At 70.5% G+C, this 23260-nt stretch carries 21 protein-coding genes and 1 pseudogene; 8 read left to right on the forward strand and 14 right to left on the reverse strand.

All coding sequences use genetic code 11. The annotated features are described in order from the left end of the window. The first annotated feature begins 3 nt into the window (after nucleotides 1-3). From ACFZDA_RS07155 to ACFZDA_RS07165, 3 genes are all read left to right on the forward strand, one after another. Nucleotides 4-1269: a 6-phospho-beta-glucosidase gene (locus ACFZDA_RS07155; RefSeq protein ID WP_391076120.1), complete on the forward strand. Its 1266-nt coding sequence runs from the start codon at nucleotides 4-6 to the stop codon at nucleotides 1267-1269. Further along, nucleotides 1260-2231, forward strand: coding sequence for a BadF/BadG/BcrA/BcrD ATPase family protein (locus ACFZDA_RS07160; RefSeq protein WP_391076123.1), 972 nt, complete (start codon nucleotides 1260-1262; stop codon nucleotides 2229-2231). The genes ACFZDA_RS07155 and ACFZDA_RS07160 overlap by 10 nt, the downstream gene beginning before the upstream one ends. A 95-nt stretch (nucleotides 2232-2326) precedes the next feature. Next, nucleotides 2327-2548, forward strand: a complete 222-nt coding sequence (locus tag ACFZDA_RS07165; protein WP_029181646.1) for a hypothetical protein — start codon at nucleotides 2327-2329, stop codon at nucleotides 2546-2548. Nucleotides 2549-2860: 312 nt separating this feature from the next. On the opposite strand, the gene ACFZDA_RS07170 is transcribed toward ACFZDA_RS07165, so the two are convergent. The 8 genes and pseudogenes from ACFZDA_RS07170 to ACFZDA_RS07205 all read right to left on the reverse strand — a co-directional run bounded on the left by ACFZDA_RS07170 (nucleotide 2861) and on the right by ACFZDA_RS07205 (nucleotide 9287). Beyond that, entirely contained in the window at nucleotides 2861-3658 is a 798-nt protein-coding gene (locus tag ACFZDA_RS07170) for a DUF1963 domain-containing protein (RefSeq protein WP_391076126.1), read from the reverse strand. A gap of 44 nt (nucleotides 3659-3702) precedes the next feature. Beyond that, nucleotides 3703-3912 (reverse strand): hypothetical protein, encoded by a 210-nt coding sequence (locus ACFZDA_RS07175; protein WP_391076129.1) that lies wholly within the window; start codon nucleotides 3910-3912, stop codon nucleotides 3703-3705. Nucleotides 3913-4345: 433 nt separating this feature from the next. Beyond that, nucleotides 4346-4747: a DUF4234 domain-containing protein gene (locus tag ACFZDA_RS07180; protein WP_391076132.1), complete on the reverse strand. Its 402-nt coding sequence runs from the start codon at nucleotides 4745-4747 to the stop codon at nucleotides 4346-4348. Between the two features lie 293 nt (nucleotides 4748-5040). Beyond that, nucleotides 5041-5514 (reverse strand): annotated as a pseudogene (locus ACFZDA_RS07185) (site-specific integrase); the annotation flags it as partial. A gap of 1414 nt (nucleotides 5515-6928) precedes the next feature. After that, nucleotides 6929-7423 (reverse strand): lactococcin 972 family bacteriocin, encoded by a 495-nt coding sequence (locus ACFZDA_RS07190; protein ID WP_391076135.1) that lies wholly within the window; start codon nucleotides 7421-7423, stop codon nucleotides 6929-6931. A gap of 693 nt (nucleotides 7424-8116) precedes the next feature. Beyond that, entirely contained in the window at nucleotides 8117-8413 is a 297-nt protein-coding gene (locus ACFZDA_RS07195; protein WP_391076138.1) for a hypothetical protein, read from the reverse strand. 268 nt (nucleotides 8414-8681) lie between these two features. Next, the gene (locus tag ACFZDA_RS07200; RefSeq protein WP_391076141.1) at nucleotides 8682-8996 is read right to left on the reverse strand and encodes a hypothetical protein; all 315 of its coding nucleotides are present in this window, start codon (nucleotides 8994-8996) and stop codon (nucleotides 8682-8684) included. A gap of 12 nt (nucleotides 8997-9008) precedes the next feature. Next, a complete protein-coding gene (locus tag ACFZDA_RS07205) occupies nucleotides 9009-9287 on the reverse strand; it encodes a hypothetical protein (RefSeq protein WP_391076804.1) in 279 nt (92 codons plus the stop codon). A 78-nt stretch (nucleotides 9288-9365) separates the two neighbouring features. Here ACFZDA_RS07205 and ACFZDA_RS07210 point away from each other — a divergent pair, with 78 nt between their 5' ends. From ACFZDA_RS07210 to ACFZDA_RS07225, 4 genes are all read left to right on the forward strand, one after another. Then, nucleotides 9366-10121, forward strand: a complete 756-nt coding sequence (locus ACFZDA_RS07210) for a UTRA domain-containing protein (RefSeq protein ID WP_391076144.1) — start codon at nucleotides 9366-9368, stop codon at nucleotides 10119-10121. A 330-nt stretch (nucleotides 10122-10451) separates the two neighbouring features. Continuing rightward, nucleotides 10452-12116: an energy-dependent translational throttle protein EttA gene (ettA, locus tag ACFZDA_RS07215; RefSeq protein ID WP_391076147.1), complete on the forward strand. Its 1665-nt coding sequence runs from the start codon at nucleotides 10452-10454 to the stop codon at nucleotides 12114-12116. A gap of 2 nt (nucleotides 12117-12118) precedes the next feature. After that, nucleotides 12119-12532, forward strand: coding sequence for a thioesterase family protein (locus ACFZDA_RS07220; RefSeq protein ID WP_391076150.1), 414 nt, complete (start codon nucleotides 12119-12121; stop codon nucleotides 12530-12532). Then, nucleotides 12529-13197, forward strand: coding sequence for a hypothetical protein (locus ACFZDA_RS07225; RefSeq protein ID WP_391076153.1), 669 nt, complete (start codon nucleotides 12529-12531; stop codon nucleotides 13195-13197). The genes ACFZDA_RS07220 and ACFZDA_RS07225 overlap by 4 nt, the downstream gene beginning before the upstream one ends. 34 nt (nucleotides 13198-13231) lie before the next feature. On the opposite strand, the gene ACFZDA_RS07230 is transcribed toward ACFZDA_RS07225, so the two are convergent. Beyond that, a complete protein-coding gene (locus tag ACFZDA_RS07230) occupies nucleotides 13232-13645 on the reverse strand; it encodes a globin (RefSeq protein WP_391076156.1) in 414 nt (137 codons plus the stop codon). Between the two features lie 66 nt (nucleotides 13646-13711). Between ACFZDA_RS07230 and ACFZDA_RS07235 the strand changes: the two genes are divergently transcribed. Then, on the forward strand, nucleotides 13712-14695 hold the full coding sequence (locus tag ACFZDA_RS07235; RefSeq protein ID WP_391076159.1) for a methyltransferase domain-containing protein: 984 nt from the start codon (nucleotides 13712-13714) through the stop codon (nucleotides 14693-14695). Nucleotides 14696-14716: 21 nt separating this feature from the next. On the opposite strand, the gene ACFZDA_RS07240 is transcribed toward ACFZDA_RS07235, so the two are convergent. The 5 genes from ACFZDA_RS07240 to ACFZDA_RS07260 form a co-directional block, all read right to left on the reverse strand. Next, the gene (locus ACFZDA_RS07240; protein WP_391076162.1) at nucleotides 14717-16201 is read right to left on the reverse strand and encodes an FHA domain-containing protein; all 1485 of its coding nucleotides are present in this window, start codon (nucleotides 16199-16201) and stop codon (nucleotides 14717-14719) included. A 32-nt stretch (nucleotides 16202-16233) separates the two neighbouring features. Then, nucleotides 16234-17580 (reverse strand): VWA domain-containing protein, encoded by a 1347-nt coding sequence (locus tag ACFZDA_RS07245; protein ID WP_391076165.1) that lies wholly within the window; start codon nucleotides 17578-17580, stop codon nucleotides 16234-16236. Nucleotides 17581-17681: 101 nt separating this feature from the next. Then, nucleotides 17682-19202: a protein phosphatase 2C domain-containing protein gene (locus ACFZDA_RS07250; RefSeq protein ID WP_391076170.1), complete on the reverse strand. Its 1521-nt coding sequence runs from the start codon at nucleotides 19200-19202 to the stop codon at nucleotides 17682-17684. 3 nt (nucleotides 19203-19205) lie between these two features. Next, nucleotides 19206-21866 (reverse strand): tetratricopeptide repeat protein, encoded by a 2661-nt coding sequence (locus ACFZDA_RS07255; RefSeq protein WP_391076173.1) that lies wholly within the window; start codon nucleotides 21864-21866, stop codon nucleotides 19206-19208. Nucleotides 21867-21883: 17 nt separating this feature from the next. Continuing rightward, nucleotides 21884-23218 carry a hypothetical protein gene (locus ACFZDA_RS07260; RefSeq protein ID WP_391076176.1) on the reverse strand — a complete coding sequence of 445 codons (1335 nt, stop codon included), beginning with the start codon at nucleotides 23216-23218 and terminating at the stop codon, nucleotides 21884-21886. Nucleotides 23219-23260 lie beyond the last annotated feature (42 nt).

Below are 23260 nucleotides of genomic sequence, written 5' to 3' on the forward strand. Positions count from 1 at the left end.
CACATGAAACTCACCGTGGTCGGCGCAGGCTCGACCTACACCCCCGAACTCGTGGACGGCTTCGCCCGCCTGAGGGACACCCTGCCCGTCGGGGAACTGGTCCTGATGGACCCGGCGCAGGACCGTCTGGACCTGGTGGGCGGCCTCGCCCGCCGCATCCTCGCCCGCCAGGGCCACCCCGGCCGCGTCACCACCACGACCGACGTCGACCGGGCGGTCGACGGCGCGGACGCGGTGCTCCTGCAACTCCGCGTGGGCGGCCAGGCGGCCCGGGAACAGGACGAGACCTGGCCCCTGGAGTGCGGCTGCGTGGGCCAGGAGACGACCGGCGCCGGGGGCCTGGCGAAGGCCCTGCGCACGGTCCCGGTGGTCCTGGACATCGCGGACCGGGTCCGCCGCACGAACCCGCACGCCTGGATCATCGACTTCACGAACCCGGTCGGCATCGTGACCCGCGCCCTGCTCCAAGCGGGCCACAGGGCGGTGGGCCTGTGCAACGTGGCGATCGGCCTCCAGCGCAAGTTCGCGGGCCTGCTGGGCGTGGAGCCCCCGGAGGTCCACCTGGACCACATCGGCCTCAACCACCTCACCTGGGAGACGGGAGTACGCCTCGGCGGCCCGGAAGGCGAGGACGTCCTGCCCAAACTGCTGACCGACTTCGGCGACACGATCGCGGCGGACCTGCGCCTGCCCCGCCCGCTCCTCGACCGCCTGGGCGTGGTCCCGTCGTACTACCTGCGCTACTACTACGCTCACGACGAGGTCGTACGAGAACTCCAGGCGAAGCCCTCCCGCGCGGCCGAAGTGGCCGCCATGGAACGCGAGTTGCTCACCCTGTACGCCGACCCGTCCCTGGACGAGAAGCCGGCCCTGCTCGCCAAGCGGGGCGGCGCGTACTACTCGGAGGCGGCGGTGGACCTGGCGGCGGCCCTGCTGGGGGGCGGCGGCACGCCCTACCAGGTGGTGAACACGTACAACCGGGGCACGCTCCCGTTCCTACCCGACGACGCGGTGATCGAGGTACCGGCGGCGGTGGGCCCGCAGGGCGCCTCCCCCCTCCCGGTCCCGTCCGTGGACCCCCTCTGCGCGGGCCTGATGGCGAACGTGGCGGCCTACGAGGACCTGGCCCTGGAGGCGGCTGTGCACGGCGGCCGGACCCGCGTCTTCCGGGCCCTCCTCTCGCACCCCCTCATCGGCCAGTACGAGTACGCCGAGACGCTCACCGACCGACTGATCGCACACAACCGGGAGCACCTCGCGTGGGCCTGATCGCACGTGTCCTCGCCATCGACGCCGGCAACAGCAAGACGGACGTCGCGGTCGTGACGGCGGACGGCGAGGTCCTGGCCACGGCACGCGGCGACGGCTTCCGTCCGCCCGCGGTGGGCCTGGACACGGCGATGATCACTCTCGCCCACACGGTCGGCCAGGCCCTCTCCACCGCCGGGCTCCCCTCCGTCGACCATGTCTCGGCCTGCCTCGCCAACGCCGACTTCCCGGTCGAGGAGGACCAGTTGGCGGCAGCGCTGCACGCACGCGGCTGGGGCACGACGGTGACGGTCCGCAACGACACGTTCGCCATCCTCCGGGCCGGTGTGACGGAACCCCGGGGTGTCGCGGTCGTCTGTGGCGCCGGCATCAACTGCGTCGGTATGCGCCCCGACGGCCGCACGGCCCGCTTCCCGGCACTCGGCAGGGTCTCGGGCGACTGGGGCGGCGGCTGGGGCCTGGCGGAGGAGGCCCTGTGGCACGCGGCGCGCGCGGAGGACGGCCGTGGGCGCCCCACGGCCCTGGCGCACGCCCTCCCCGCCCACTTCGGTCTGCCGTCCATGTACGCGCTCATCGAGGCCCTGCACCTGGGCGCCGTGGAACCATCCCGGCGTCACGAGCTGACGCCGGTCCTCTTCGCCACGGCGGCGGGCGGCGACCCGGTCGCCCGCGCGATCGTCGAACGGCAGGCGGACGAGGTGGTCGCGCTGGCCGTGGTGGCGCTGACCCGCCTGGACCTGCTGGACGAGCCGACGCCCGTCCTCCTGGGCGGCGGGGTCCTGGCCGCCCGGCACGCGCAGCTGAACGGCAGGATCACCGAGGTGCTGTCCGGCCGAGCGCCCAAGGCGACCCCGCAGGTCGTCACGGCCGCCCCGGTCCTCGGGGCGGCGCTGCTGGGTCTGGACGAAGCGGGAGCCGGGGAGGGGGCGCAGGAGCGGTTGCGGGCGCACTTCGGGGCGTGAACCAGGCCCGCCCACGAGCCCGGCCCGGGCCCTGCGGGACAGCGGAGACGGACAGACGAAGACGCCCGAACACGCGAGGGCGCATACTAGGGGCAATGACTAAGCCTGCTGCACCGAAGCGCCATCTGCCCACCAGCCCTTTCAGGGCCCCGGTCATTCCAGCTCCCAAGCACTTCGCTGTGGGCGACCAGGTCACCCACGACATGTACGGCCTCGGCCGGGTCATCGGCATCGAGGACGGAATCGCGGTCCTCGTGGATTTCGGCTCGGCCCAGCATCGGATCCTGAGCCCGTACGCCAAGATGACCAAGCTCTGACACCGCTGTGCCCGGTCACGGCACACCAGGTCCCTCCCGGGGCTTGGCACCAGAAGGAGACCTCTCATCGATCTGACCTCGCTCTTCTCCGCCCCGGAAGGGGCACCCCGCAGCACGGCCACGGCCTCGCCGCCTCCCGCCACGAACCCCTTCCAGGCCCCGGACTTCCCAGAGGACGACGGCCCGACAGCCCCGGAGCCCCTCAACGGCGACCGGCACTGACCCCATCACTCGCCCGCAGAGGGCATGAAAACGCCCCTCACCAGCCGTTTCCTTGCCGATGAGGGGCCGTTTCCGGCGGGCTCGGACCTGTCAACCGCACAGGACCTGTGCCACTGCCTCGCGGAAGTCGCCGGTCGCGAGTGCCCTGACCGGGATCGTGAAGTACATGGTCCCGGCGTCCCCCCAGCCCCATCCGAGTTCACTGTCCTCGGCGAGCTGGAGCAGATGGACGGCCGGGCCGTCGTCGTCGCGGGACGACACCTGGAGCGTGTGCGAGGTGTCCGGCCAGCCGAAGGCGCAGTGACCGCCGGCGGTGTTCCCGTCGAGATCTCCCATCTCGCCGAGGATGAGCGATGCCGCTCCCCAGTGCTGCTCCCTGTCGAACTCCAGGTCCGTGTCCTCGACGTCCCAGCAGTCCGGGAGCATGGTCACCTCAGCCGCGTGGACGGGCGTGGCCGGGTAGCGTCGCGCGGGTTCGGGCGCCGTCGCCTCGACGGCCCGTGCCGGGTCGGCGGGAATCACGCGCCACACCCCGGATCCGTACAGGTCCAGCTTGCGGTACTCCTCGTACGGCACGTCCGGATCGAGATAGAAGAAGTTGAGCAGACCAGGCCGTACGGGCAGTTCATCGCCCAGCCACGAGGCGAGCGCATCGGTGTCCAGTACGGCATGCAGGGACAAGGGAACCCCGCTGTGTTCGGGCCAGACGGCCTCCGGTTCGAGGAGGGCGGGCCCACCGAGCCGGCACCGACCGGTGGCCTGGACATCTCCCGTCGAGCGCACCAGCCGAAAGCCACGCCGGGCCATCGCGGCGAACTGCCGACCGGCCTTCTCACCGAGCCGTTGTGAACATACGCGGCCCAAGCCGGCGGGATCATCGAACTGCATGCCGGGATCTTCTCAACATCCGTCCGCACCCGGCCACCCTTCGGTCAGCGGTAGCCGGGCCAGTGCGGATCCGTCCAGCGCTCCTCACCGGTGAGTCCGAGCAGCCGTATCCGGTGCCGCAGATCCGCCGGTGCGCCCGCCTCGCGGAGCCGCGTCGCGGCGTGGCCGAGGAGCCAGGCGACCAGTTCGTCACGCAGTTCCTCCTCGTCGTGCTCGTACCAGCCGACGCTCCACGGCAGAGCGTGCCGAACCAAGGACCGAGCGTTCCGGACGCCTCGGCGCACATCACGAAGACCTGGTGTGCCGGGACGACCGCATCCGGGTCGGTGAGGCTCTGCACCCACCAGGCATGCGGGAACTCGCGTACCGAATCGGCTTGTTCGTCGGGCCATTGCTGCCAGCGGCCGCGAGCGCACGAGTATCCGGCCTCTTCCAGCCCGAACAGCGGCTCCGCGCGACCGGCGACCAGGACCCTTGCGAACTGCGGCAGTATGCGGCGCGGCACGGCAGCGTGATCGGTCCAGTCGATGGCCTGCCAGGTACGGCGCAGAAGATCCGGCTCCAGTTCCACATCCGGGGTCTTCACAAGGGAAAGCTCCTCGGGGCTCCCCCAGTGGCATGCGCAGTTGTGCTCATCCGGATACGGCTTCCGCCGAGCGAAGATCGCCACGCTACGCGGTCCCCACGTCAGGCCGCAAGCGGCACCTGCTCACCCTCTTCGGGCACCTGGTAGTGAGCCCAGATCTGGTTCAACTCGTGCTGGTAGTAGAGCGGGTACAGCCCGGCCACGATGAAAAGGATGAGGCCTATCCAGGGATTGCAGGTCCGCTGCATCCCGGCCGACTCCTGCATGCGGGCAATGCGCAGGCCGGTGTTGTAGACCGATACGAAGGGGGGAATGATCAGCAACCAGCCCACAGCCAGAGCCAGAAGCGCCACCACCGGATTGACTTCGATCCGGTGATCGAAATCCTGGGCTTCGCGATTCACCTTGTAATACCAGACCAGATGGTAGATGCCCAGCGTGATCAGCGGCCAGACCAGCCAAACAAGGAATATGTTGCGGGTCTTTCCAGCGCGACCTGACATGACGCACCTCCCATGAATCCAGTGCATCACGATCAGCCGCCACGCGCGCGCGGTGAGGTCCGGGGCCCTCGGGCCGGGCCGTCTCCGGGCCGTGCGAGGCGCCCCCGACCGCCGACGGCGACCGGCACTGGCCGGCGAGCCTCCGCCACCAACCAAGAAACCCCAGGTCAGAGGCCTCTGACCAAACGCGTTTCCACCCAGGGCTGGCGGTACGGCAAGATGGGGTGTTACTTACCGCGAGAGGGCATAAAAAGGCCCCTCACCAGCGGTTTCCCTGCCGATGAGGGGCCGTGTCAGGCGGCCTGGGCCGTCTCTGGGCCGTCGGGCGTCTCCGGGCCGTCATGAGCGTGACCGGCTGCCCGGTACATCGCGGAGATGGCTTTCCGGGTGCGGGTCTCACTGGACGGCATCAGGTGCGTGTAGACGCGGAGAGTGAAGCCCGGATCGCTGTGGCCGAGGTAGAGGCTCAGGGCCTTAATGCTCTCCCCGGCGTCCAGGAGGACCGAGGCGTAGAAGTGCCGCAGGGCGTGCATGCCGTGTTCGCGGGCGGCGGCGTAGCGCTGGCCTTTCTCGGGGGTCGGGATGATGCCGGCGGCTGGGAGCGCGGGCTTCCAAGCCTGGTCGTTGAAGGCCTGGCTCCAGATGGCTGCGCCGATGCCGCTCGTGAAGACGAGCCGGTGCGTGACCTTGGGGCCGGTCGGGGTCAGCCAGGGCAACGTCACTTCGACGGGCGGGAATCACTCCATGTGCTCGCTGAGCGCGACCGAAGCGTGACCAGGAGCCCCGTTATGTTGTCCGCGGCTCCGCAACGGGGCCGCTGGCCTCTGGGCCCGGCGTGACTGTTGCCCCCTGTCGAAGGCATGACCTGGGGGGGTGGTGTCACCGGGCCCGGGAGGTGCCGTCGGAGACGCTGATCAGAGGTCCGGCCACCGTCCGGTCCGGTGCAACACCGGGCAGTTCGCGGACGGCAGGTCTGCATAACGTGGATGCGCGAGCACGACACCCAAGCCGAGGCCGGCACCGTCAACACCCGGAAAAGGGCACGATGCCCGCTACTGGCAGTGGTGAACCCGCTGTGCCATGCGAACCCGGAGACTTCATGGTCACTTTGACGTCACCTCCGGATGAGGAACTCTTCGCGCATTTGTGGTTCTGCAGGATGAAGAACCAGTGGGTCTCGCTTGCTTGATCGCTCACTAAGCCCTGGGCCGACGCCTTCACCACCGCCTGGTGGCGGCTGCCCGCTCTCCCAGCCATCACCTGACCGACCGACCCCCGCCCCGAGAACCGAAGAGGAGAGGACCGCACTACCCCGGGAGACACGGGCGATCCCCCGGGTCGATCAACGACTGGCCCCAGCTGACGGATCGAGGCTGGGCTTCAGAAGGTCACAAGGGCGAAATGTCCCTTCTGGTGCGGCGCTCATCCGACTCCGCGGAACGAGTACGCCGAGAGTTCCACCAACTCCGGATCGTGTGAATTATTAGAGCCAAAGCAACAGCACCCGCGATGAACCGAATCACATTCCAAGTAATTCCAACGACCGCACGTTGCCCATCCGCCTCTGCAGCCAGCTGCATGGAGGTCTCGAAAAGTGCTACGAGTGGAACAACCAGCCGGAATGGGAGACCGCCAACACTTGGAATTCGCGCCAGGTTGCCCAAGAGCCCGACGGGTGCCCCAAGGGCGAAAGCTGCTATTCCCCATGCAAGTATACCAGAGTAATTTACCTCGCCGGTGGCACCAGATTCCAGTCCGGCCGGGGTGGTGGGGCTCAGGCCTTTGAATAGATAGTATGCGACCACGCCGATAGCCAACCCCAAAGAGGACAGCAAGGCTGACTCGATTTTGGATCGGCCGAAATACCCTACCAAGAATGCGTAACAGACCCACGACCATCCATCGGAAAAAGCAACATTCAGAGGGGCGCAAATGGGATTGTCCCATTTTTCGGTAAGGGGACCAGCTAGTCCAAGTAGAAAACCGACCCCGAGGGGCACTGCGAGCGGCGCAACACGAGTGCGCGGAAAGTGTGCGATTTCTTCTTCCCTGTTCCGTGATTAACTCAAAGTAGGAGGTGGCGCCACTCGGAGACTGCGCGGGCAACGGAACAGACCCGAGCGGCCCATCAACCTACCCCACCTACCGAAAGGGTCGCCGCAGGATGCGGGGATCAGACATCTACTCAGAAAGACCGTAGAAGGCTTCGCAGGTGTAGGCAGCGCCCGCCGTCCGGTTGGCGTAGGAGGTTTGGCCAGCGAACGCGTAAGCCTTATTCGAGGCCCCGGCAATCTTGGCCGTGGAATGGTGGTCCTTAGTGCGGTGATAGTAGTTCGAGTAGCAGTACTTACCGTCGCTGGTCAGGTCGTAGCCATAGCACCAGTTTCCGCCACTGGCACCAATACAGGCCTTCGGCGTAACGGTCGAATCGTCCATCTCGATCACCACCGCAGCCCATTCTGAGGGGTTACCCAGCTCTGCGGGCGGCTTCGTCCCGTCACCCTGCTTGTGGAAGGTGACCTGGCCGACCTTGGAACCATCTGCGGCGACGACAGTACCGTTCGCCGTAACGGTGACAGCCTGAGAGGCGTCTGCGGCAGCCGGCGTAGCGAAGCTAAATAATGCGAGTGCGGCGCTCGCAAAGCCGAGAACGACCGATCTACCAGATATCTTCACGGTATTCCTCCCCTAACTCCCCCATTGGGAGTTTGTGTAATGATCTTGGGCGAGGGGGTGGGTCGCAGTCAATAGCCTCGATAGAGACTGTCCGAAAAAGGACTGTCTGCTAAAGGACTGTAGTGCAGTATTCGGCAGGGTGTGGCCGGTTCGCCGTCCTTGACCTGGACTTTTGTGGGCCTACGGTACGGGTCAAAGCCTCGCAACCCGTACCGGATTTGCCCGACGTCGTATTCCGGTGAGATGGGGTCGCCGGAGTCGATGTCGGTGCAGTAGGCGTCGAAGACTTCTCCAGCCGTGAGGGGTTCGAGGTCTCCCGCTCGCAGCCGCCAGCCCTATAGGCGTGCCAAGCGGCCGGGCCAGCGACCGATCCCGATAGAGGTACGAATCAGAGGAGCCTGACATCCACGGTGGACATCAACGACGGCGGACGGAGGTGTACAGGAGCACTCCTGTCCGGTCGCAGTGGTGCCAGGCCACGCCGCCCGGGCCAGCTCCCGATCGAACTCCTAATGCGGTGCTCACGCACGAGCGCCCTCCCGGGCCGTCCTAGGGCCGTGGAAGGGCGCTCAACGATGACCAACGTCGACAGCTGCCGACAGCTCAGCAGCAGGTCAGGACGTTGATCGATTCGACGGCCGCAGGTCACGGCCGCCGATGATCAGTTGTGGCTGTGCAGCAGTTAAGTGCCGCTCAGGGGCGTGCACGCGCGACGGGGCCTCGTCCTCGGCTGGTCGCTACTCGCAGCACGTCCCGCAAAGCGCTGGTCAACTTGGCGGCGAGAAGATGGAGCTCCTCTAGGTCTTCGGTCTCGTCGTCGAGTACCTGGCTTGAGTGCTCCAGCAGTTGGGACGCCATCCCGAGTTGGAAGGCCTCGATGTGGTCCGCCAGGCGGGACACGTAGCCGCCTTGGTCATCGGTGCTCAGGTAGCACGATTTGCCGTCCGGCCCCGCCCACGGGAGAAGTCTGAGTTCGTCCTGTGTCGTCATCCCTGCGTGCGCCTCTCGGTGATCTCGACGTTCGGTGCCGGCGTGCCGGTGGATGCCGAGTCGCTCACAGTCTTAATCCCGGGCCCGGACTGACCCGGTGCCGAGTGGTGGCACACGCATTCGCACGCCTCGTAGATCAAGGGCAGGTCGACCGGCGCTGATTCCGGAGACGACTCCGCGCAGGCGGGGTGCGTGCCGATCTGGCAAGCGGTCGAGCGGTACGAGATGGCCGAGGCGTCCGGGCCAAGAGTCTGCCGCTGGGAGGGCATCAGTGGACCCCCAGGAGTGTCGTCCAGGCGTCGGTCGGCATCCGCGGAGCGATGACGACCGTCGGGTGCCGTCGTGCGCGTTCTTCGTGCGCCAGTACGTAGGGACGGACGAGTGCGGTGTCCTCGCCCCTGAGCGGCTGCCAGCAACTCGCCCTGTCGAGGTCCTGGCCCAGGACGGCCGTCGGCTCGTCAGCGGATGCAGCGGAAGCGGGGGCGGGTGTCGGCCGGGACGGCCGTAAGGGGCGGCGGTGCCTGCCCATGGGGAAGTACCGCGCTCTGGTGAGCGAGGCGGCACGGCGGATACGGTTGAGCACGCTGGTCAGCTCCTATCGCTGATGGCTCGGTCCCCCGACATCGCCCGTCGTGGGGACCGTTTTGCGTACGACCGCCCAGAGGGTGCGGCCATTCAGGCTAGTGGCGAGAAGCCCGAATTGATCGGCCTCAGCCACCGCTTCCAGGACCTCCCGCCATAAGTCGGCGGTGAGTGATTCCGGTACCTCCGCCTCGACCGACGTGTGCCGGTCGTGCTCTTCCAAGCGCGCGGGAAGCCCGAGGTCGGACAGCCGGGCAGCGATGGCTGCCGCGCGAACTCCCGAAGCGGGCACAGGGCAGCCTCCGTCACCGGCGATCACTTTGAGTAAAGCTAGTTAACTAAATTAGAGCTAGTGGACTAGATTTTCCATATGCCTGAGCAGCCGCCCTACCTCCGCATCGCCGACGAACTCCGGCGGCGGATCGCGGAGCACGTGTGGGAGCCGGGGGATCGACTGCCCTCCCGCGCCCAGATCGGCCAGGAGTGCGGCGTTGGCGAGAACGTGGTTCGCCGGGCGCAGGAGCTGCTGATCTCCCAGGGCGTGCTGGAAGGCCGCGCTGGATCGGGGACCTACGTCGCCGAGCCCCGGCAGCGAGTACGGGTCGTCCGGTCATCTGCGCGCGAGCAGCCCAGCGGATCGCCCTTCCGGGCGGACATGAAGGCCGTGGGCAGGCAAGGAGATTGGGAGAGCCGGACTGACGCCAAGATCCCCGCCCCGGCCGACATCGCGGCCCGGCTCGGCATTGCCGAGGGCGACCTGTGCGTCAGGACGTCGTACGAGTTCCTGGCCGACGGCAGGCCGGTGCAGCTGTCGACGAGTTGGGAGCCGTACGACCTCACAGCCGGCACACTCGTCGTCCTCCCCGAGGGAGGCCCGCACGCCGGGGCCGGTGTCGTGAACCGCATGGCCGCGATCGGTGTCACCGTCAGCCACGCCGTGGAGCAGCCGGAACCGCGCCAGGCGACCGCCGAGGAGGCCTCTCTTCTGGGCATCCAGAAGGCCGCACTCGTCACGCACATCCGGCGGACCTACTACAGCGACCAGGGGCGCCCCGTCGAGACAGCGGACATCGTCGTGCCCGCCGCTCACTGCGAGATCGTCTACGAGATCCCGATCAACCGGTAGGCACAGGCTTCGCGGGCGGACTGCGGCGGCGCTTCGGCGCGTCCACGTCAGTCATGCGGTGAGGGCGGTCAGCCCTGCCCTACACGTCGCGACGGTGGCCCAACCCCGCACAACGCTGCCATTGAGATCATCCCTGGGCCGTTCCCGGGCCGTGCGAGGGTGCCCGAGGCCGACCAACGGCGACCGACAGTGACAGGCGAGTCCAAGCCGTCCACCACGAACCCCCAGGTCACAGCCCTCACCACATACGCGTTTCCACCCAGGGCTGGCGGTACGGCAAGATGGGGTGTATCTGCCCACTGCCGTATTCAAGCTGCCGGACGGTTTCTCTTGGCTGAGTTCATTTACACCATGCGCAAGGCGCGTAAGGCGCACGGCGACAAGGTGATCCTCGACGACGTGACGACCAGCTTCTACCCGGGAGCGAAGATCGGCGTCGTCGGCCCGAACGGCGCCGGCAAGTCGACCATCCTGAAGATCATGGCCGGGATCGAGCAGCCGTCCAACGGTGACGCCTTCCTCACGCCCGGCTACACGGTCGGCATCCTGCTCCAGGAGCCCCCTCTGAACGAGGAGAAGACCGTCCTGGAGAACGTCCAGGAGGGTGTCGCCGGGATCAAGGGCAAGCTCGACCGGTTCAACGAGATCGCCGAGCAGATGGCGACCGAGTACACCGACGAGCTCATGAACGAGATGGGCAAGCTCCAGGAGGACCTCGACCACGCCAATGCCTGGGACCTCGACGCCCAGCTCGAGCAGGCCATGGACGCCCTGGGCTGCCCGGCCGGCGACTGGCCCGTCACCAACCTGTCCGGCGGTGAGCGCCGCCGTGTCGCGCTGTGCAAGCTGCTGCTGGAGCAGCCCGACCTGCTGCTGCTCGACGAGCCCACCAACCACCTCGACGCCGAGTCCGTGAACTGGCTGGAGCAGCACCTGGCCAAGTACCCGGGCACCGTCGTCGCGGTCACCCACGACCGGTACTTCCTCGACAACGTCGCCGAGTGGATCTGCGAGGTCGACCGCGGCCGCCTCTACCCCTACGAGGGCAACTACTCGAAGTACCTGGAGACCAAGGCCGCCCGCCTCAAGGTCGAGGGCCAGAAGGACGCCAAGCGGCAGAAGCGCCTCAAGGAAGAGCTCGACTGGGTGCGGTCGAACGCCAAGGGGCGGCAGGCCAAGTCCAAGGCGCGCCTGGCCCGCTACGAGGAGATGGCCGCCGAGGCCGACAAGATGCGGAAGCTGGACTTCGAGGAGATCCAGATCCCGCCGGGCCCGCGCCTGGGCAACGTCGTCGTCGAGGTCAACAACCTCACCAAGGGCTTCGGCGAGAAGCTGCTCATCGACGACCTCAGCTTCACGCTGCCGCGCAACGGCATCGTCGGCATCATCGGCCCGAACGGCGCCGGCAAGACGACCCTCTTCAAGATGATCCAGGGGTTCGAGGAGCCCGACTCCGGTTCCATCAAGGTCGGCGACACCGTCAAGATCTCCTACGTCGACCAGAGCCGCGAGAACATCGACCCCAAGAAGACGCTGTGGGCGGTCGTCTCCGACGAGCTGGACTACATCAACGTGGGCCAGGTCGAGATGCCCTCGCGCGCGTACGTCTCCGCCTTCGGGTTCAAGGGCCCGGACCAGCAGAAGCCGGCCGGGGTGCTCTCCGGCGGTGAGCGCAACCGCCTGAACCTCGCGCTCACCCTCAAGCAGGGCGGCAACCTGCTGCTCCTCGACGAGCCGACCAACGACCTGGACGTCGAGACCCTCTCCAGCCTGGAGAACGCGCTGCTGGAGTTCCCCGGTTGCGCCGTGGTCGTCTCCCACGACCGGTGGTTCCTCGACCGCATCGCCACGCACATCCTCGCCTACGAGGGCGAGTCCAAGTGGTTCTGGTTCGAGGGCAACTTCGAGTCGTACGAGAAGAACAAGATCGAGCGGCTCGGCCCGGACGCCGCGCGTCCGCACCGCGCCACCTACAAGAAGCTGACCCGGGGCTGATCTTGCGGCACCTCTACCGCTGCCCGCTGCGCTGGGCGGACATGGACGCGTACGGCCACGTCAACAACGTGGTGTTCCTCCGCTATCTGGAGGAGGCCCGTATCGACTTCCTGTTCCGCCCGGAGAAGGACTTCAAGCAGGGGTCCGTGGTGGCACGCCATGAGATCGACTACAAGCGGCAGCTGGTCCACCGGCACACCCCGGTGGACATCGAGCTGTGGGTCACGGAGATCAGGGCGGCGTCCTTCACCCTCACCTACGAGGTGAAGGACGACGACCTGGTCTACGTCCGGGCCTCGACGGTGATAGTGCCGTTCGACTTCGAGGCCCAGCGCCCGCGCCGGCTCACCCCGGAGGAACGGGAGTTCCTCCGGGAGTACACGGACGATGCCGAGGCGGAGGCCGTCGCCGCATGACGGTGCTCCACCTCGCCGACGAGGGGGAGGCGGCGGACCTCGCGGCCTTCCTCTCCCGGCTGCTCCACTACGACCGCGGGGCCGCGGTGCGCCTCCAGGCGGCCGGCACCGCCCTGGCCGTGTTCGGGCGCCCGCCGTCCTTCGAGGTGCTGGCCGTGCGCGCGGTGCGGCTGGCGAAGCCGTACGAGGACGGGCTCGATGCCACGCTGGACGTGACCGTGTCCGCCGGGGAGCTGCTGGAGTCGGTGGACGAGAAGGGCGCCACAGCCGTCGTGCCGGGCGCGGTGACGGGCCCGCCGTGGGCGGGCGTACTGCCGCCGCGCGGCGGCTGGCGGCCCGAGCCGGGACTGCCGGCGCCCGACGCGCTGCGATCCCTCGTGGCCGCCTCCGTCGCCGAGTTCCGGTCCCGTACGCAGGAGTTGCCGGCCGAGCGGCGCACGAGGGCCGAGCTGGACGGGATCGGGCGGGACATCTGGTCCCGTACGGTCGGCGACACCCGGCTCCCGGTCCGGGCCGTCCACGCGGCACAGTCGCTCGGCTTCCTGCGGCCCGGAGCACCACTGGGCCTGTTCTCGTCGGGCGCATGGCTCAGGCTGCGCACGCCGTACGGGTCGGTCGCCGTACGGCAGGCCGGGCTCGGGGCGCTGGACGTCAGCGTCCGCTGACCCCCGCCACGCCCCTGCCTGTCGGCCTGGGATGTCAGCCCGGGGTGTTCACCATCGAAGCCGCCGCGTACGTCAGGTAGTTCCACAGCGTCTGCTCGTGCTCCTCGGAGAGCCCGAGCTCCTCGACGGCGACCCGCATGTGCTTCAGCCAGGCGTCGTGCGCCGCACGGTCGACCGTGAAGGGCACGTGCCGCATCCGCAGGCGGGGGTGGCCGCGGTTGTCGCTGTACGTCGTGGGGCCGCCCCAGTACTGGATGAGGAAGAGCGTGAGGCGCTCCTCGGCCGGCCCCAGGTCCTCCTCGGGGTACATGGGCCGCAGCAGTGGATCCTCGGCGACTCCCTCGTAGAAACGGTGGACGAGCCGACGGAAGGTCTCCTCCCCGCCGACCTGCTCGTAGAAGGTCTGCTCCTGAAGCGTGCCGCGCCGAATCTCTCTCACGCCCTCCATGCTCTCAGACGCGGGGGCATAGGACTCAAGGCCTAGGACCAGCTCCGGTGCCCTTACTGTGGGGGTATGGGCGGGCATGCACCCGACAGGGAACCGGACGATCCCGCCGCCTCCGCGCGGGCGGCGCTGGTGCGCCGGATCGACGCGAGCGGAGCCTGGGCCGACGACCCGGTGTGGCGGGAGGCGTTCGCGGCGGTCCCGCGTCACCTCTTCGTGCCGTACTACTACGTCGGTGTCGCGGGCGGCTTCGAACGCCGGTGGGGCGAGAGCCCCGACCCGCGGGCGCGGGAGCGGTGGATACGGGGCGCCTACCAGGACACCCCGCTGGCGACCCGGCTGCGCGACGGCGAACTGCTCTCCTCCAGCAGCCAGCCGTCCCTGATGGCGGACATGCTGGCCGCGCTGCGCGTGGAGGACGGGAACACGGTTCTGGAGATCGGCGCCGGCACCGGCTACAACGCCGCCCTGCTCGCCCACCGGCTGGGCGACGACCGCGTCACCACCGTCGATCTCGACCCGGAGATCACCGAGTCGGCCCGCCGGCACCTGGCCGCGGCCGGGTACCACCCGGTCGTCGTCACCGGCGACGGCGCCCGGGGCGTGCCCGAGCGCGCACCGTTCGACCGGATCATCGCCACCTGCGCGCTGAGCACCGTGCCGCGCGCCTGGCTCGCCCAGAGCCGCCCCGGTGGCCGGATCCTGATGCCGCTCGCCACCGGCCTGGTGGCGCTCACGGTGACCGACGCCGGCCACGCCGAGGGGCGTTTCCTGCACACGCCCGCCTACTTCGTGCCGCTGCGCGGCGGGAGCCGGCCCGGGGGCGAGCCGCTCCCACTGGGCGGCGTACCGCGCCGGGCCAGGGAGGACGACTTGTTCCGGTTCCTGCTGGCGCTGACCCGCGGCACCCTCGACCCGCAGGAGGCGCACTCGCTGTGGGAGCAGGAGGGCAGGCCCCGGCGCGAGCGCTACGGCATCACCGTCAGCGGGGACCGGGAGTGGGCCTGGCTGGACGACCCGGAGGGGCCATACGCCTGGCCCCTCCCGTCGTGACAGGGCTGAGCGGGGTGCTGCTCAGCCGCGGCGGATCGTGATCGTCGTCCAGGCGCCCACGTGCACCCGGTCGCCGTCCTGGAGCGGCACGGGGACGAACGGCTGGATCGGGTCCTCCGAGCCGTTGACCGTCGTGCCGTTCGTCGAGTTCTGGTCGACGACCGCCCAACTGCCGTCGGGCTGCTGGACCAGCACCGCGTGCTGGTGCGAGACGCCCGGGTCCTCCGGCGGCACCGAGAGATCGATGTCGGGGGTGTCGCCGGTGGAGTGCCGGCGACGGCCGATCGTGATCTGGTTGCCGGTGAGGGTGCGCTGCTGCTCGGGCGAGTACGCGGGCAGGTTCAGGCCCGCGGCCTCGGGGCCGGAGCGCTGCATCATCGCCATGAAGTACTCACGGTCCGGGCCGATCGTCGCGATCCAGGTCGCCGGCCCCTGGGGAGCCTGGGGCTGCTGCGGGAAGCCGCCGGGGCCGGGACCGGGCGGGGCCTGGGTCACGCCGGGCTGGGGGTAGCCGTAGCCACCACCGGGGCCGGGTGGGGCCTGGGTGGCACCGGGCTGCGGATAGCCGTAGCCACCGCCCTGACCGCCGGGGCCACCGGGCCCGCCAGGGCCGCCGCCCGGGCCGCCGCCCGGGCCGGTGGACGACGGCGGGGAGATCACCCAGTCGTCACCGCCGCCGCCGAAGGACTGACCGCCCTGCTGCGGGCGCTGGGTCTCCTGCGGGAACCCGGGCGGAGCCGGTGGGCCGGACTGCTGGAAGCCCTGCGGTGCGCCGCCGGGGCGACCGGGACCACCAGGACCGCCAGGACCGCCAGGACCGCCATGGCCGGGCGGGGGCGGGACCGGCCGCGAGGGGTCGGGGCCGAATCCGGGCGGACCGGGAGGACCACCGGGGCCGGGAGGGCCGCCGGGACCGGGAGGACCACCGGGACCGGGACGGCCCCCGGGGCCGCCGGGGGCGGGGTGGCCCGAGGGGTCGCTGCCGAAGGGCGGGAGCGGCTCGGCCGGGCGGTTCACCTGCGACGGGCGGGAGCCCTGGTACTCGTACGAGTCACCGCCGCCGTACGACGGACCGGACGGGCCGGGAGGACCGGACTGACCGGGCTGGCCCGGCGGCTGGAAGCGCACGCCCGGGCCGGGCGCCGGCGGGGGCGGGGCGGCAGGGGTGTACGAAGTCGCCGTGTTCGTCAGGAAGTTCCACCGGCACTCCTCGCAGAACGGTGCGCCGCCCTCACGCGGCGTACGGCACTGCGGGCAGAGCTCCGGCTCGGCGTTCGGCACGGCGGACAGGTGCGGAGGACGCCCACCGGGCGGGCCACCGGGACCACCGGGACCTCCGGGAGGACCGCCAGGACCTCCGGGGCCGCCGGGGGGCGGGAAGCCGTAGCCGCCGCCGGGCGGGGGCGGCGGGGGAGGAGGCGGAGGCACGGCACCCGCCATGCGGTGACCGCAGACCTCGCACCAGTCGTCGGAACCCGACTGGTGTCCGTTCGGGCAGGTCGGCATGTCGGCGCGTCCCTCCTTCGATTCCTTCTAGGTCACTTCTTCACACGAACAGTCTTGGTGGACCGGGTCTCGAGCGTCATCTCGTCGGCCTCTTCGACCTTCGCCTTCAGTCGCACAGTACCGGTCGCGGCGTCGACCACGTCCACCACCTTCGCAAGCAGTTTCGCAGTATCGGCGTTCCCGGAGGCACTCGCGAGCTGAACGGCCCGGCCCAGTTTGGCCGTTGCTCCGTCCATATCTCCAGACTTACGGAGATCCAGCCCTTGTTGGATGACTTGTGCCAGTTCGGCCTGCCCGGTGTAGTGGGCGACCTGGGGGTTGATCGACGTCGAGGCGACCATGTCGTCCGTCCACACGGCCCGCACCAGGCCCTGCGCGCCGAGGTTCTGGACGGTGCCGTCGGGCTGCGGAATGACCAGCGAGATCCGGGCCGCCAGCATCTCCTGCCCGATGTTCGCGGCCGGGACCTCGACGCAGACGTGGTAGTCACGGGACTCGTCTCCCCAGGAACCCAGGGGGTAGTCGCCGGCGCGCGGGCCCGCCTCGGTGCGCCGGCCGGTCAGTTCCTCGACCGTGGGGGCGACCTGCTTGACGAACTTCACAGTGGTGTCGACCGGGGTCCACAGCCGCAGGGAGACGTCCGCGACCTCCTTGCCCATCGCCGTCTCCATCATCTGCGTGAAGTCGGCGGCCAGCCCGGCCGGGTCGGCGACGATGTCGGCGGTGCCGAGCAGGGCGGAGGCGATCCCTGTGACTTCTTTCACTTCCCAGTCGGTTCCCACGCCGCGCGCGTCACAGGTGAAGCGCCCCGCGCACGCGTCGAGCGCGGCCTTCAGATCCTGGGGCGCCTCGTGTTCGTTGCGGCCGTCGGTGAGCAGGATGCCGTGCCGGATGGCGACGTCCGCGGAGGACAGCAGGCGGTCGGCCAGTTTCAGCCAGGTGCCGATGGCCGTGCCGCCGCCCGCGCTGAGCGAGCGCAGCGCCCGTTTGGCCTGCTCGCGGGTGGTGGGGTCGGCGACCGCGAGCTTCCCGCCGCCCGGGTAGACCTCCTTGGCCACGTGCGTCCCGCCGATCACGGCGAAGTGCACGCCGTCGCGCAGGGTGTCGATCGCGGCGGCCGTGGCGTCGCGGGCGTTGCGCATCTTGGTCGCCGGGTAGTCCATCGACCCGGAGCAGTCGACCATGATCGCCACGGCCGCGGACGGGCCCTGGCCGGGCGAGAAGAGGTGGGGCGCCGAGACCGCGCTGCCGATCGTGCCGCCGCCGGTCGCCGTCACCGTGACGATGGCGTTGACCTCGCCGGCGCCCTCCGGCAGGTACTCGTTCTGATAGACGTCCACCGAGAACTGGGGCACGTTCGACTTCGAGAAATTGGCCATGCCTGCTTCGATCCCCCTCGAAAGCCCCCGCCTTCGGCGAGGTGATGACGGTAGGCGGACCGGTCCCCTCCGGTCCGCTGAGGCGTCCCCGTGACGCGGCCTCAGGCCGATCCTGCCCCCTGGGAGACCGCCGGGAACGGCACGAGGGCCACTGTTACGTTGTCGTGGCCCCCGCCGTCCAGGGCATGGCCGACGAGCACCCGGGCGCTGTGCAGCGGATGCGCGGCGGCGTCGAGCGGGACGACCCTGGCCATCTCGTCTGCCGCCTCCGCGTAGTTCCACAGGCCGTCCGTGCACACCACGACCACACCGGGCCGGTCGGGCTTGAACGCGGCGGTGTGCGGTTCCAGTTCGTAGGCGTCCGCGCCGAGCCAGCCGGTGATCGCGTGGGCGCGCTCGTCGGCGTAGGCCTCGGCCTCGCTCATCAGGCCCGCGGCGACCATCTGCGCGGCCCACGAGTCGTCCTCGGTGAGCCGGGCGGGGGGTGCGCTCCGGTCGACCGGGACCCAGTAGGCGCGGCTGTCGCCGACCCAGCCGACGATCAGCAGGCCGGGCGTGACGACGGCGCCGACGATGGTGCACGCGGGGGCGTTCTGGTGCGGGGCGTGCTCGCGGGCCGTGGCGGGTTCCGCGGCGAGCGAGTTGACCGCGCGCGAGGCGGCGATGATCGCGTCGTGCATCGCCTGCTGCGGGTGCGTGCCGCGCGGCAGGGCGGCCAGCAGTGCCTCGCTCGCCGCCTTCGACGCCGCCATCGAGGCGTCGTCGGGGCGGGTCGCCGAGGAGACGCCGTCGCAGACGATCGCCACGGATACGGGTGAGCCGTCCGGCAGCGCGGTGCTGCCGATGGCGAACGCGTCCTCGTTGCGGTGGTGGCGCAGGCCGCGGTCGCTGACCGCGGCCACCGGGCCGGACTCCTGCTCCATGTGGTCCCGTTCGCGCGGCTGGGCGTGGCCGCAGTTCTCGCAGTAGCCGTCGTCGTCCACGCGGCCGGCCCGGCAGGCCACGCAGACCTTGCCGCCGGCGCCCGCGGACTGGGCCGCCTGGTCGGCGGACACCCGTGGGTCCGGTGCCTGGAGGAGGTACACGTCGGGCTGCTGTGCCTGGTGGGTCTCGGACTGTGCCGGATATCCCTCGGGCTGCGGGGCGTAGCCGCCGGGCGGCGCGGGGTGTTCCCCGGCCCGGGGATGTCCCTGGGCCTCGGGCGGGTTGTCGAAGCGGACACCCGCGGCCGGGGCCGGCGGGGCGCCGGGAGGCGGGGGTGTGCCCGGGGGCAGGGCATGCGGGGCGCCGGGCAGCGGGGGTGTGTCCGGGGGCAGCGCGGAGCCGCCCGAGTCCGTGCCCGGGAGGTCCATCGGCTGGTGCGCCGCCTGCGATCCGCCCGCGCCGTCCGGCCCGGGGGCGGGCCAGGGCGCGCCCGTGGGCGGCACCGACGGCGGCTCGGGATACGCGCCGGGCGGAGCGCCCTGCGCGGGCACCGAGCCGTTCATGGTGATGGTCGGGTTGTCCTGAGGCCGTACCGGCACGGCGGACAGGTCGTATCCGCACGCGCCGCAGAAACGGTCACCCGATTCGAGGGGTTCCTCGCAACTCGGGCAGGCGGACAACTGGGGCATCTGCGACATCAACTACACCCACGTCCGGGGGCGGTAACGATTGGCACGTTCCACCAGGTCGATCCTCTCCTCGCCGCCGCGCGCCAGCCGGGCCAGCGTGCGGTACGAGCGTTCCAGGCCGAAACGCAGGCCCCGCTCGTCCAGGCCGCTGCCGAGCAGCGTCCGTCCTCCGGCGGCGGGAGGGGCGGAACCCTGGCCCCCGGAGAGTACCCAGTCGAGCGCGCAACCGAGGACTTCGGCCGACAACTGCTCGCGGCGCGCCGGGTCCAGACCGTACGCGTCCAGGGCCTCGACCTGCGCCGCGGCGGCCGTGAGGTCCTCCAGGAAGGGTACGTCGGAGGCGGTCGCCGTGCGCCGGCGCAGCCGCGCCCGGACGGCGGCCACGCGCGCGGCCGTGTAGTGGATGGAGGACTCCGGGACCGACTCCAGCGTCCGTACGGCACTGCGCCGGTCCCCGGTCGCGAGCTGCACGCGCGCCAGCCCGAACGCGGCGCTCACATAGCTCGGGTCGGTCGACCACACCAGCCGGTAGTACTCGGCGGCGTTGTCGAGCTGGCCCAGCACCTCCGCGCACAGGCCCAGCGCCAGCTTGGGCGCGATCTCGCCGGGGAAGGCGTCGTAGATCGCGTCGAAGGCGAGCGCGGCGCCCTCGTCGTCGCCCGTCACCAGCGCGGCCACGCCCCGGTACCAGACCACCCGCCAGTCGTCGGGCCGCTCGCCCTCCAGTGCGACCAGCGCCTCCAGCGCGGCGGCCGGATCGCCGGTCTCCAGCCAGGCCCGGATCTGCCGCAGCCGCGTCTCGATCGACGGGGCCGGAGCCGCCGCGAGGGCGCCGAGCAGCTCGGCCGGGGCGGAGGTCATCAGGCCCGCCAGGAAACCGGCGTTGGGGTCGGACGGGTCGACGCGCGGGACGGGCAGGGCGAGGGCGGCGGCGCGGGTGTCGACGGGTTTGACGAGGCCGTGGGGGCTGGGCAGGCCCGGCCCCGGCGCGGCGCCTTGAGGGCCGGGGGCGAGCTGGGCGGCGTGAGGCTGGGAGGGGACAGCGGGCAGCGGCGCCGCCGTCGCGGAGTTGCGCCGTTTCCGCACCACCCTCGCCCCCAGCCGGGACACCTCGCCGTCCAGCTTCGGGAACAGCTCCGTGTCCGTGACCCGCAGTTCCGGCCCGAACAGCGTGGAGAGGGCGGGCCGGGCGCGGCCCGACTGCAGGGAGACGACCTCCCGCAGGACGCCCGTCAGCTGCTCGGTCATCTCCTGCGCGGAGGCGAACCGGCGGGCCGGATCGGGGTCCGTGGCGCGGACCAGCAGGCGGTAGAACGACTCGTACTGCCGGAAGACCTCGATGTTGTCCGGGTCGGGCAGGGAGTCGACGTAGACGTTCGTATAGCCCTGGAAGTCGAAGGTGAGGACCGCGAGCGTGCGGGCGACGGTGTAGAGGTCGCTCGCCACCGACGGGCCGGCCTCGGCGACCTCGGGCGCCTGGTACCCGACCGTGCCGTAGATGGCCGACTCCTCGTCGTCCATCCTGCGCACCGCGCCCATGTCGATCAGCTTGAGCTGGTCCTCGGTCTGGATCGCGTTGTCGACCTTGAAGTCGCAGTACAGCAGGTTCCGGCTGTGCAGATGACCGAGCGCCTCCAGGGCCTCCAGGCCGTACGCGCAGGCCTGCTCCACCGGCAGCGGGTCGCGCCTGCCGTGCGGGGTGCGGCGGGCGTTGGCGATCTCCTTCAGCGACTTGCCGCCGACGTACTCCATGACGATGTAGCCGTCGAGGGAGCCCGTGCGCTGGTCCAGGTGCTCGACGAAGTTGTAGATCCGCACGATGTTGGCGTGCTCGATCTCCGCGAGGAAGCGCCGCTCGGAGATCGCCGCGGCCATCGCGTCCTGGTCGCCCGTGTCCAGCAGGCCCTTGAGGACCACCCAGCGATCGGAGACCGCCCGGTCGACGGCCAGGTAGATCCAGCCCAGTCCGCCGTGCGCGAGGCAGCCGACCACCTCGTACTGGCCGTGTACGACGTCCCCGGCCTTCAGCTTCGGAACGAACGAGTAGGGATGGCCGCACTTGGTGCAGAAGCCCTCCGTACGTCCGGGCCGGTCGCCGCGCGCCCGGCCCACCTGGGCGCCGCAGTCCGAGCGCGAGCAGAACCGCTTGCGCTCGGGCACTTCGGGGTTGTCCAGGACCATTTCGCGCGGGTCGGGCCGCGGGATCGGCGGGACCTGGACCAGTCCCGCGCCCAGCCTGCTCCGGGAGGAGGAACCGGCGGCGGCACCGGAGCTGCGCACCGACACCGAGCGGCCCGTCGCCTTGCCCGACAGGGAGCGCGAGAGACGTCCCGACACCGAGCGGCGGGACTTCGACGACTGGGACGACGTACGGGAACTGCGGCTGCTCGTGCGGGAGCTGCCGCTGCGCCCCGAGCCTCCCGAGCCGCGTGAGCCGCCCTTGCCGCCGGCGGTGATGCCGGTGGGGGGCGACCCGACCAGGCCGTTCGGTGCGACGACCGGGGCGAGGCCGCAGGTGTCGCAGTACAGCTCGCCGCCGCCGACGTCCTCGTAACTGCCGCCGCAGGCAGGGCGCTGGCAGGCTCGCTGCGGCCCGCCCTGAGCGCCGCCCTGAGCCTGGCCCGGTGACTGGCTCGGTGGTTCGTTGGGTGGTTCGTTCGGTGCCTGACTCACGGACTTCCCCCTGTCGCTCATGCGCCCGGCCCCCTCCGGTCGTCCTCCGGCACGCCCTGGTCCGGCACCCGCGGGCCACCGAGCACATCCGCCGCGGCCTGCTGGTAGCGCAGCACGGCCTGTTCGGCGGCGCGCAGGTCGCACGGGGCGCTCCACAGCATGCGGCGGGCCTTCTCGTACCGCTCCACCAGCAGCGTGTCCTCGGCGAAGCCGTGCCGGGCGACCTTCGCCTTGTACGCGTCGAGCCGGCCGCGCAGTTCGGCGCGGACCGCCAGGGGTGCGGTGACCGCGGTCAACGACTCGCGGGCGCGCAGCAGTTCGTCCTCCGCCTTCTGCTCCAGCGACTCCAGCAGCGGGGACAGGCGGTGCCACTGGGCCTGTCTGCGGTACTCCGCGGCCGTCGCCAGCTGCTCCTGCAACGCGGTCGGCGGTCCGCTGACGACCGGCACCTCCGTCGCGGCGATCTTCGCGAGGACCTCGCCGCGGGCGGTGCGCGCCTCGGCGAGCGTACGGTCCGCGCGGCTGAGGACGTCGCGCAGTCTGACGATCCGCTTCTCGGCGTCCTGCCGTACCGTCAGCACCGCGTCGATCTCCCGGCGTACGTCCTCCAGGGCGCGCGCCTCCCGGTCGTACACCGTCGTGTCCGGCCTGCCGCCGCCCGGAGCCGAACTGCCCTCCGCCGCAAGCCAGAACGCCAGCGGGTCCGAGACCACCTGCTCGCGCAGCTTCGTGAGCGTGCGGGTGATGCGCTCCAGGTCGTCGCCCGCCGGGTGCTCGCCGGGGCGCACGCCGACCGAGTGCGCGAGCCGGCGGGTGCGCTGGAGCTCGGCCGCCAGCAGGTCGATCCGGGCCGGCAGCGCCGACCAGACCGCGTCGGCCGCGACAACCATGTCCAGGCTCGTCGCGTACAGCTCGTTCATCCGGTCGACGAGGGTGGTGAGCGAGTAGCGTTCGCTGAGTTTGTTCCCCGTGCCGTGCAGGGTCGGCGCGTTGGCCGTCGCCGTGGCGCTGCCCGCGACCGTGACCGACTCGCCGTTCAGCAGCTCCGTCAGCTCCACCAGGTCCTCGCGGCTGGACCAGCGGCGGCGGGCCCGGATCTCCCGGGCGGTGCGCAAGGCGTCCGTGTACGCGTCGAAGTACGTCCACAGCAGCGTGATCGACGCCTCTGTGGACGTCCAGCGCTCCTGGGTGACGCCGGTGAGCTCGGCGCCCTCCAGGAGTCTGCGGCCCGCGTGGTCTTGGAGGGCGAGGAGCGAGGTCTCGATCGCCTCGTGCTCCGCGCCGAGCCGCGCCAGCGCACGGTCCACCTCGTCCCGGTCCATCACCGGCCCGGTGGATCCCGTGACGCCCATCGATCACCTCTCGCTGCGGTTGTGCCGGCCCGGGGGTCGGTG

This window comes from Streptomyces sp. NPDC007991, from assembly GCF_042958445.1.
Classification (GTDB): domain Bacteria; phylum Actinomycetota; class Actinomycetes; order Streptomycetales; family Streptomycetaceae; genus Streptomyces.

Coding starts and splice junctions, on each gene's coding strand:
- ACFZDA_RS07155 (WP_391076120.1), top strand. CDS start 4: ATGAAACTCACCGTGGTCGGCGCAGGCTCGACCTACACCCCCGAACTC.
- ACFZDA_RS07165 (WP_029181646.1), top strand. CDS start 2,327: ATGACTAAGCCTGCTGCACCGAAGCGCCATCTGCCCACCAGCCCTTTC.
- ACFZDA_RS07170 (WP_391076126.1), bottom strand. CDS start 3,658: ATGCAGTTCGATGATCCCGCCGGCTTGGGCCGCGTATGTTCACAACGG.
- ACFZDA_RS07180 (WP_391076132.1), bottom strand. CDS start 4,747: ATGTCAGGTCGCGCTGGAAAGACCCGCAACATATTCCTTGTTTGGCTG.
- ACFZDA_RS07195 (WP_391076138.1), bottom strand. CDS start 8,413: ATGACGACACAGGACGAACTCAGACTTCTCCCGTGGGCGGGGCCGGAC.
- ACFZDA_RS07210 (WP_391076144.1), top strand. CDS start 9,366: ATGCCTGAGCAGCCGCCCTACCTCCGCATCGCCGACGAACTCCGGCGG.
- ACFZDA_RS07225 (WP_391076153.1), top strand. CDS start 12,529: ATGACGGTGCTCCACCTCGCCGACGAGGGGGAGGCGGCGGACCTCGCG.
- ACFZDA_RS07230 (WP_391076156.1), bottom strand. CDS start 13,645: ATGGAGGGCGTGAGAGAGATTCGGCGCGGCACGCTTCAGGAGCAGACC.
- ACFZDA_RS07235 (WP_391076159.1), top strand. CDS start 13,712: ATGGGCGGGCATGCACCCGACAGGGAACCGGACGATCCCGCCGCCTCC.
- ACFZDA_RS07240 (WP_391076162.1), bottom strand. CDS start 16,201: ATGCCGACCTGCCCGAACGGACACCAGTCGGGTTCCGACGACTGGTGC.
- ACFZDA_RS07245 (WP_391076165.1), bottom strand. CDS start 17,580: ATGGCCAATTTCTCGAAGTCGAACGTGCCCCAGTTCTCGGTGGACGTC.
- ACFZDA_RS07250 (WP_391076170.1), bottom strand. CDS start 19,202: ATGTCGCAGATGCCCCAGTTGTCCGCCTGCCCGAGTTGCGAGGAACCC.
- ACFZDA_RS07260 (WP_391076176.1), bottom strand. CDS start 23,218: ATGGGCGTCACGGGATCCACCGGGCCGGTGATGGACCGGGACGAGGTG.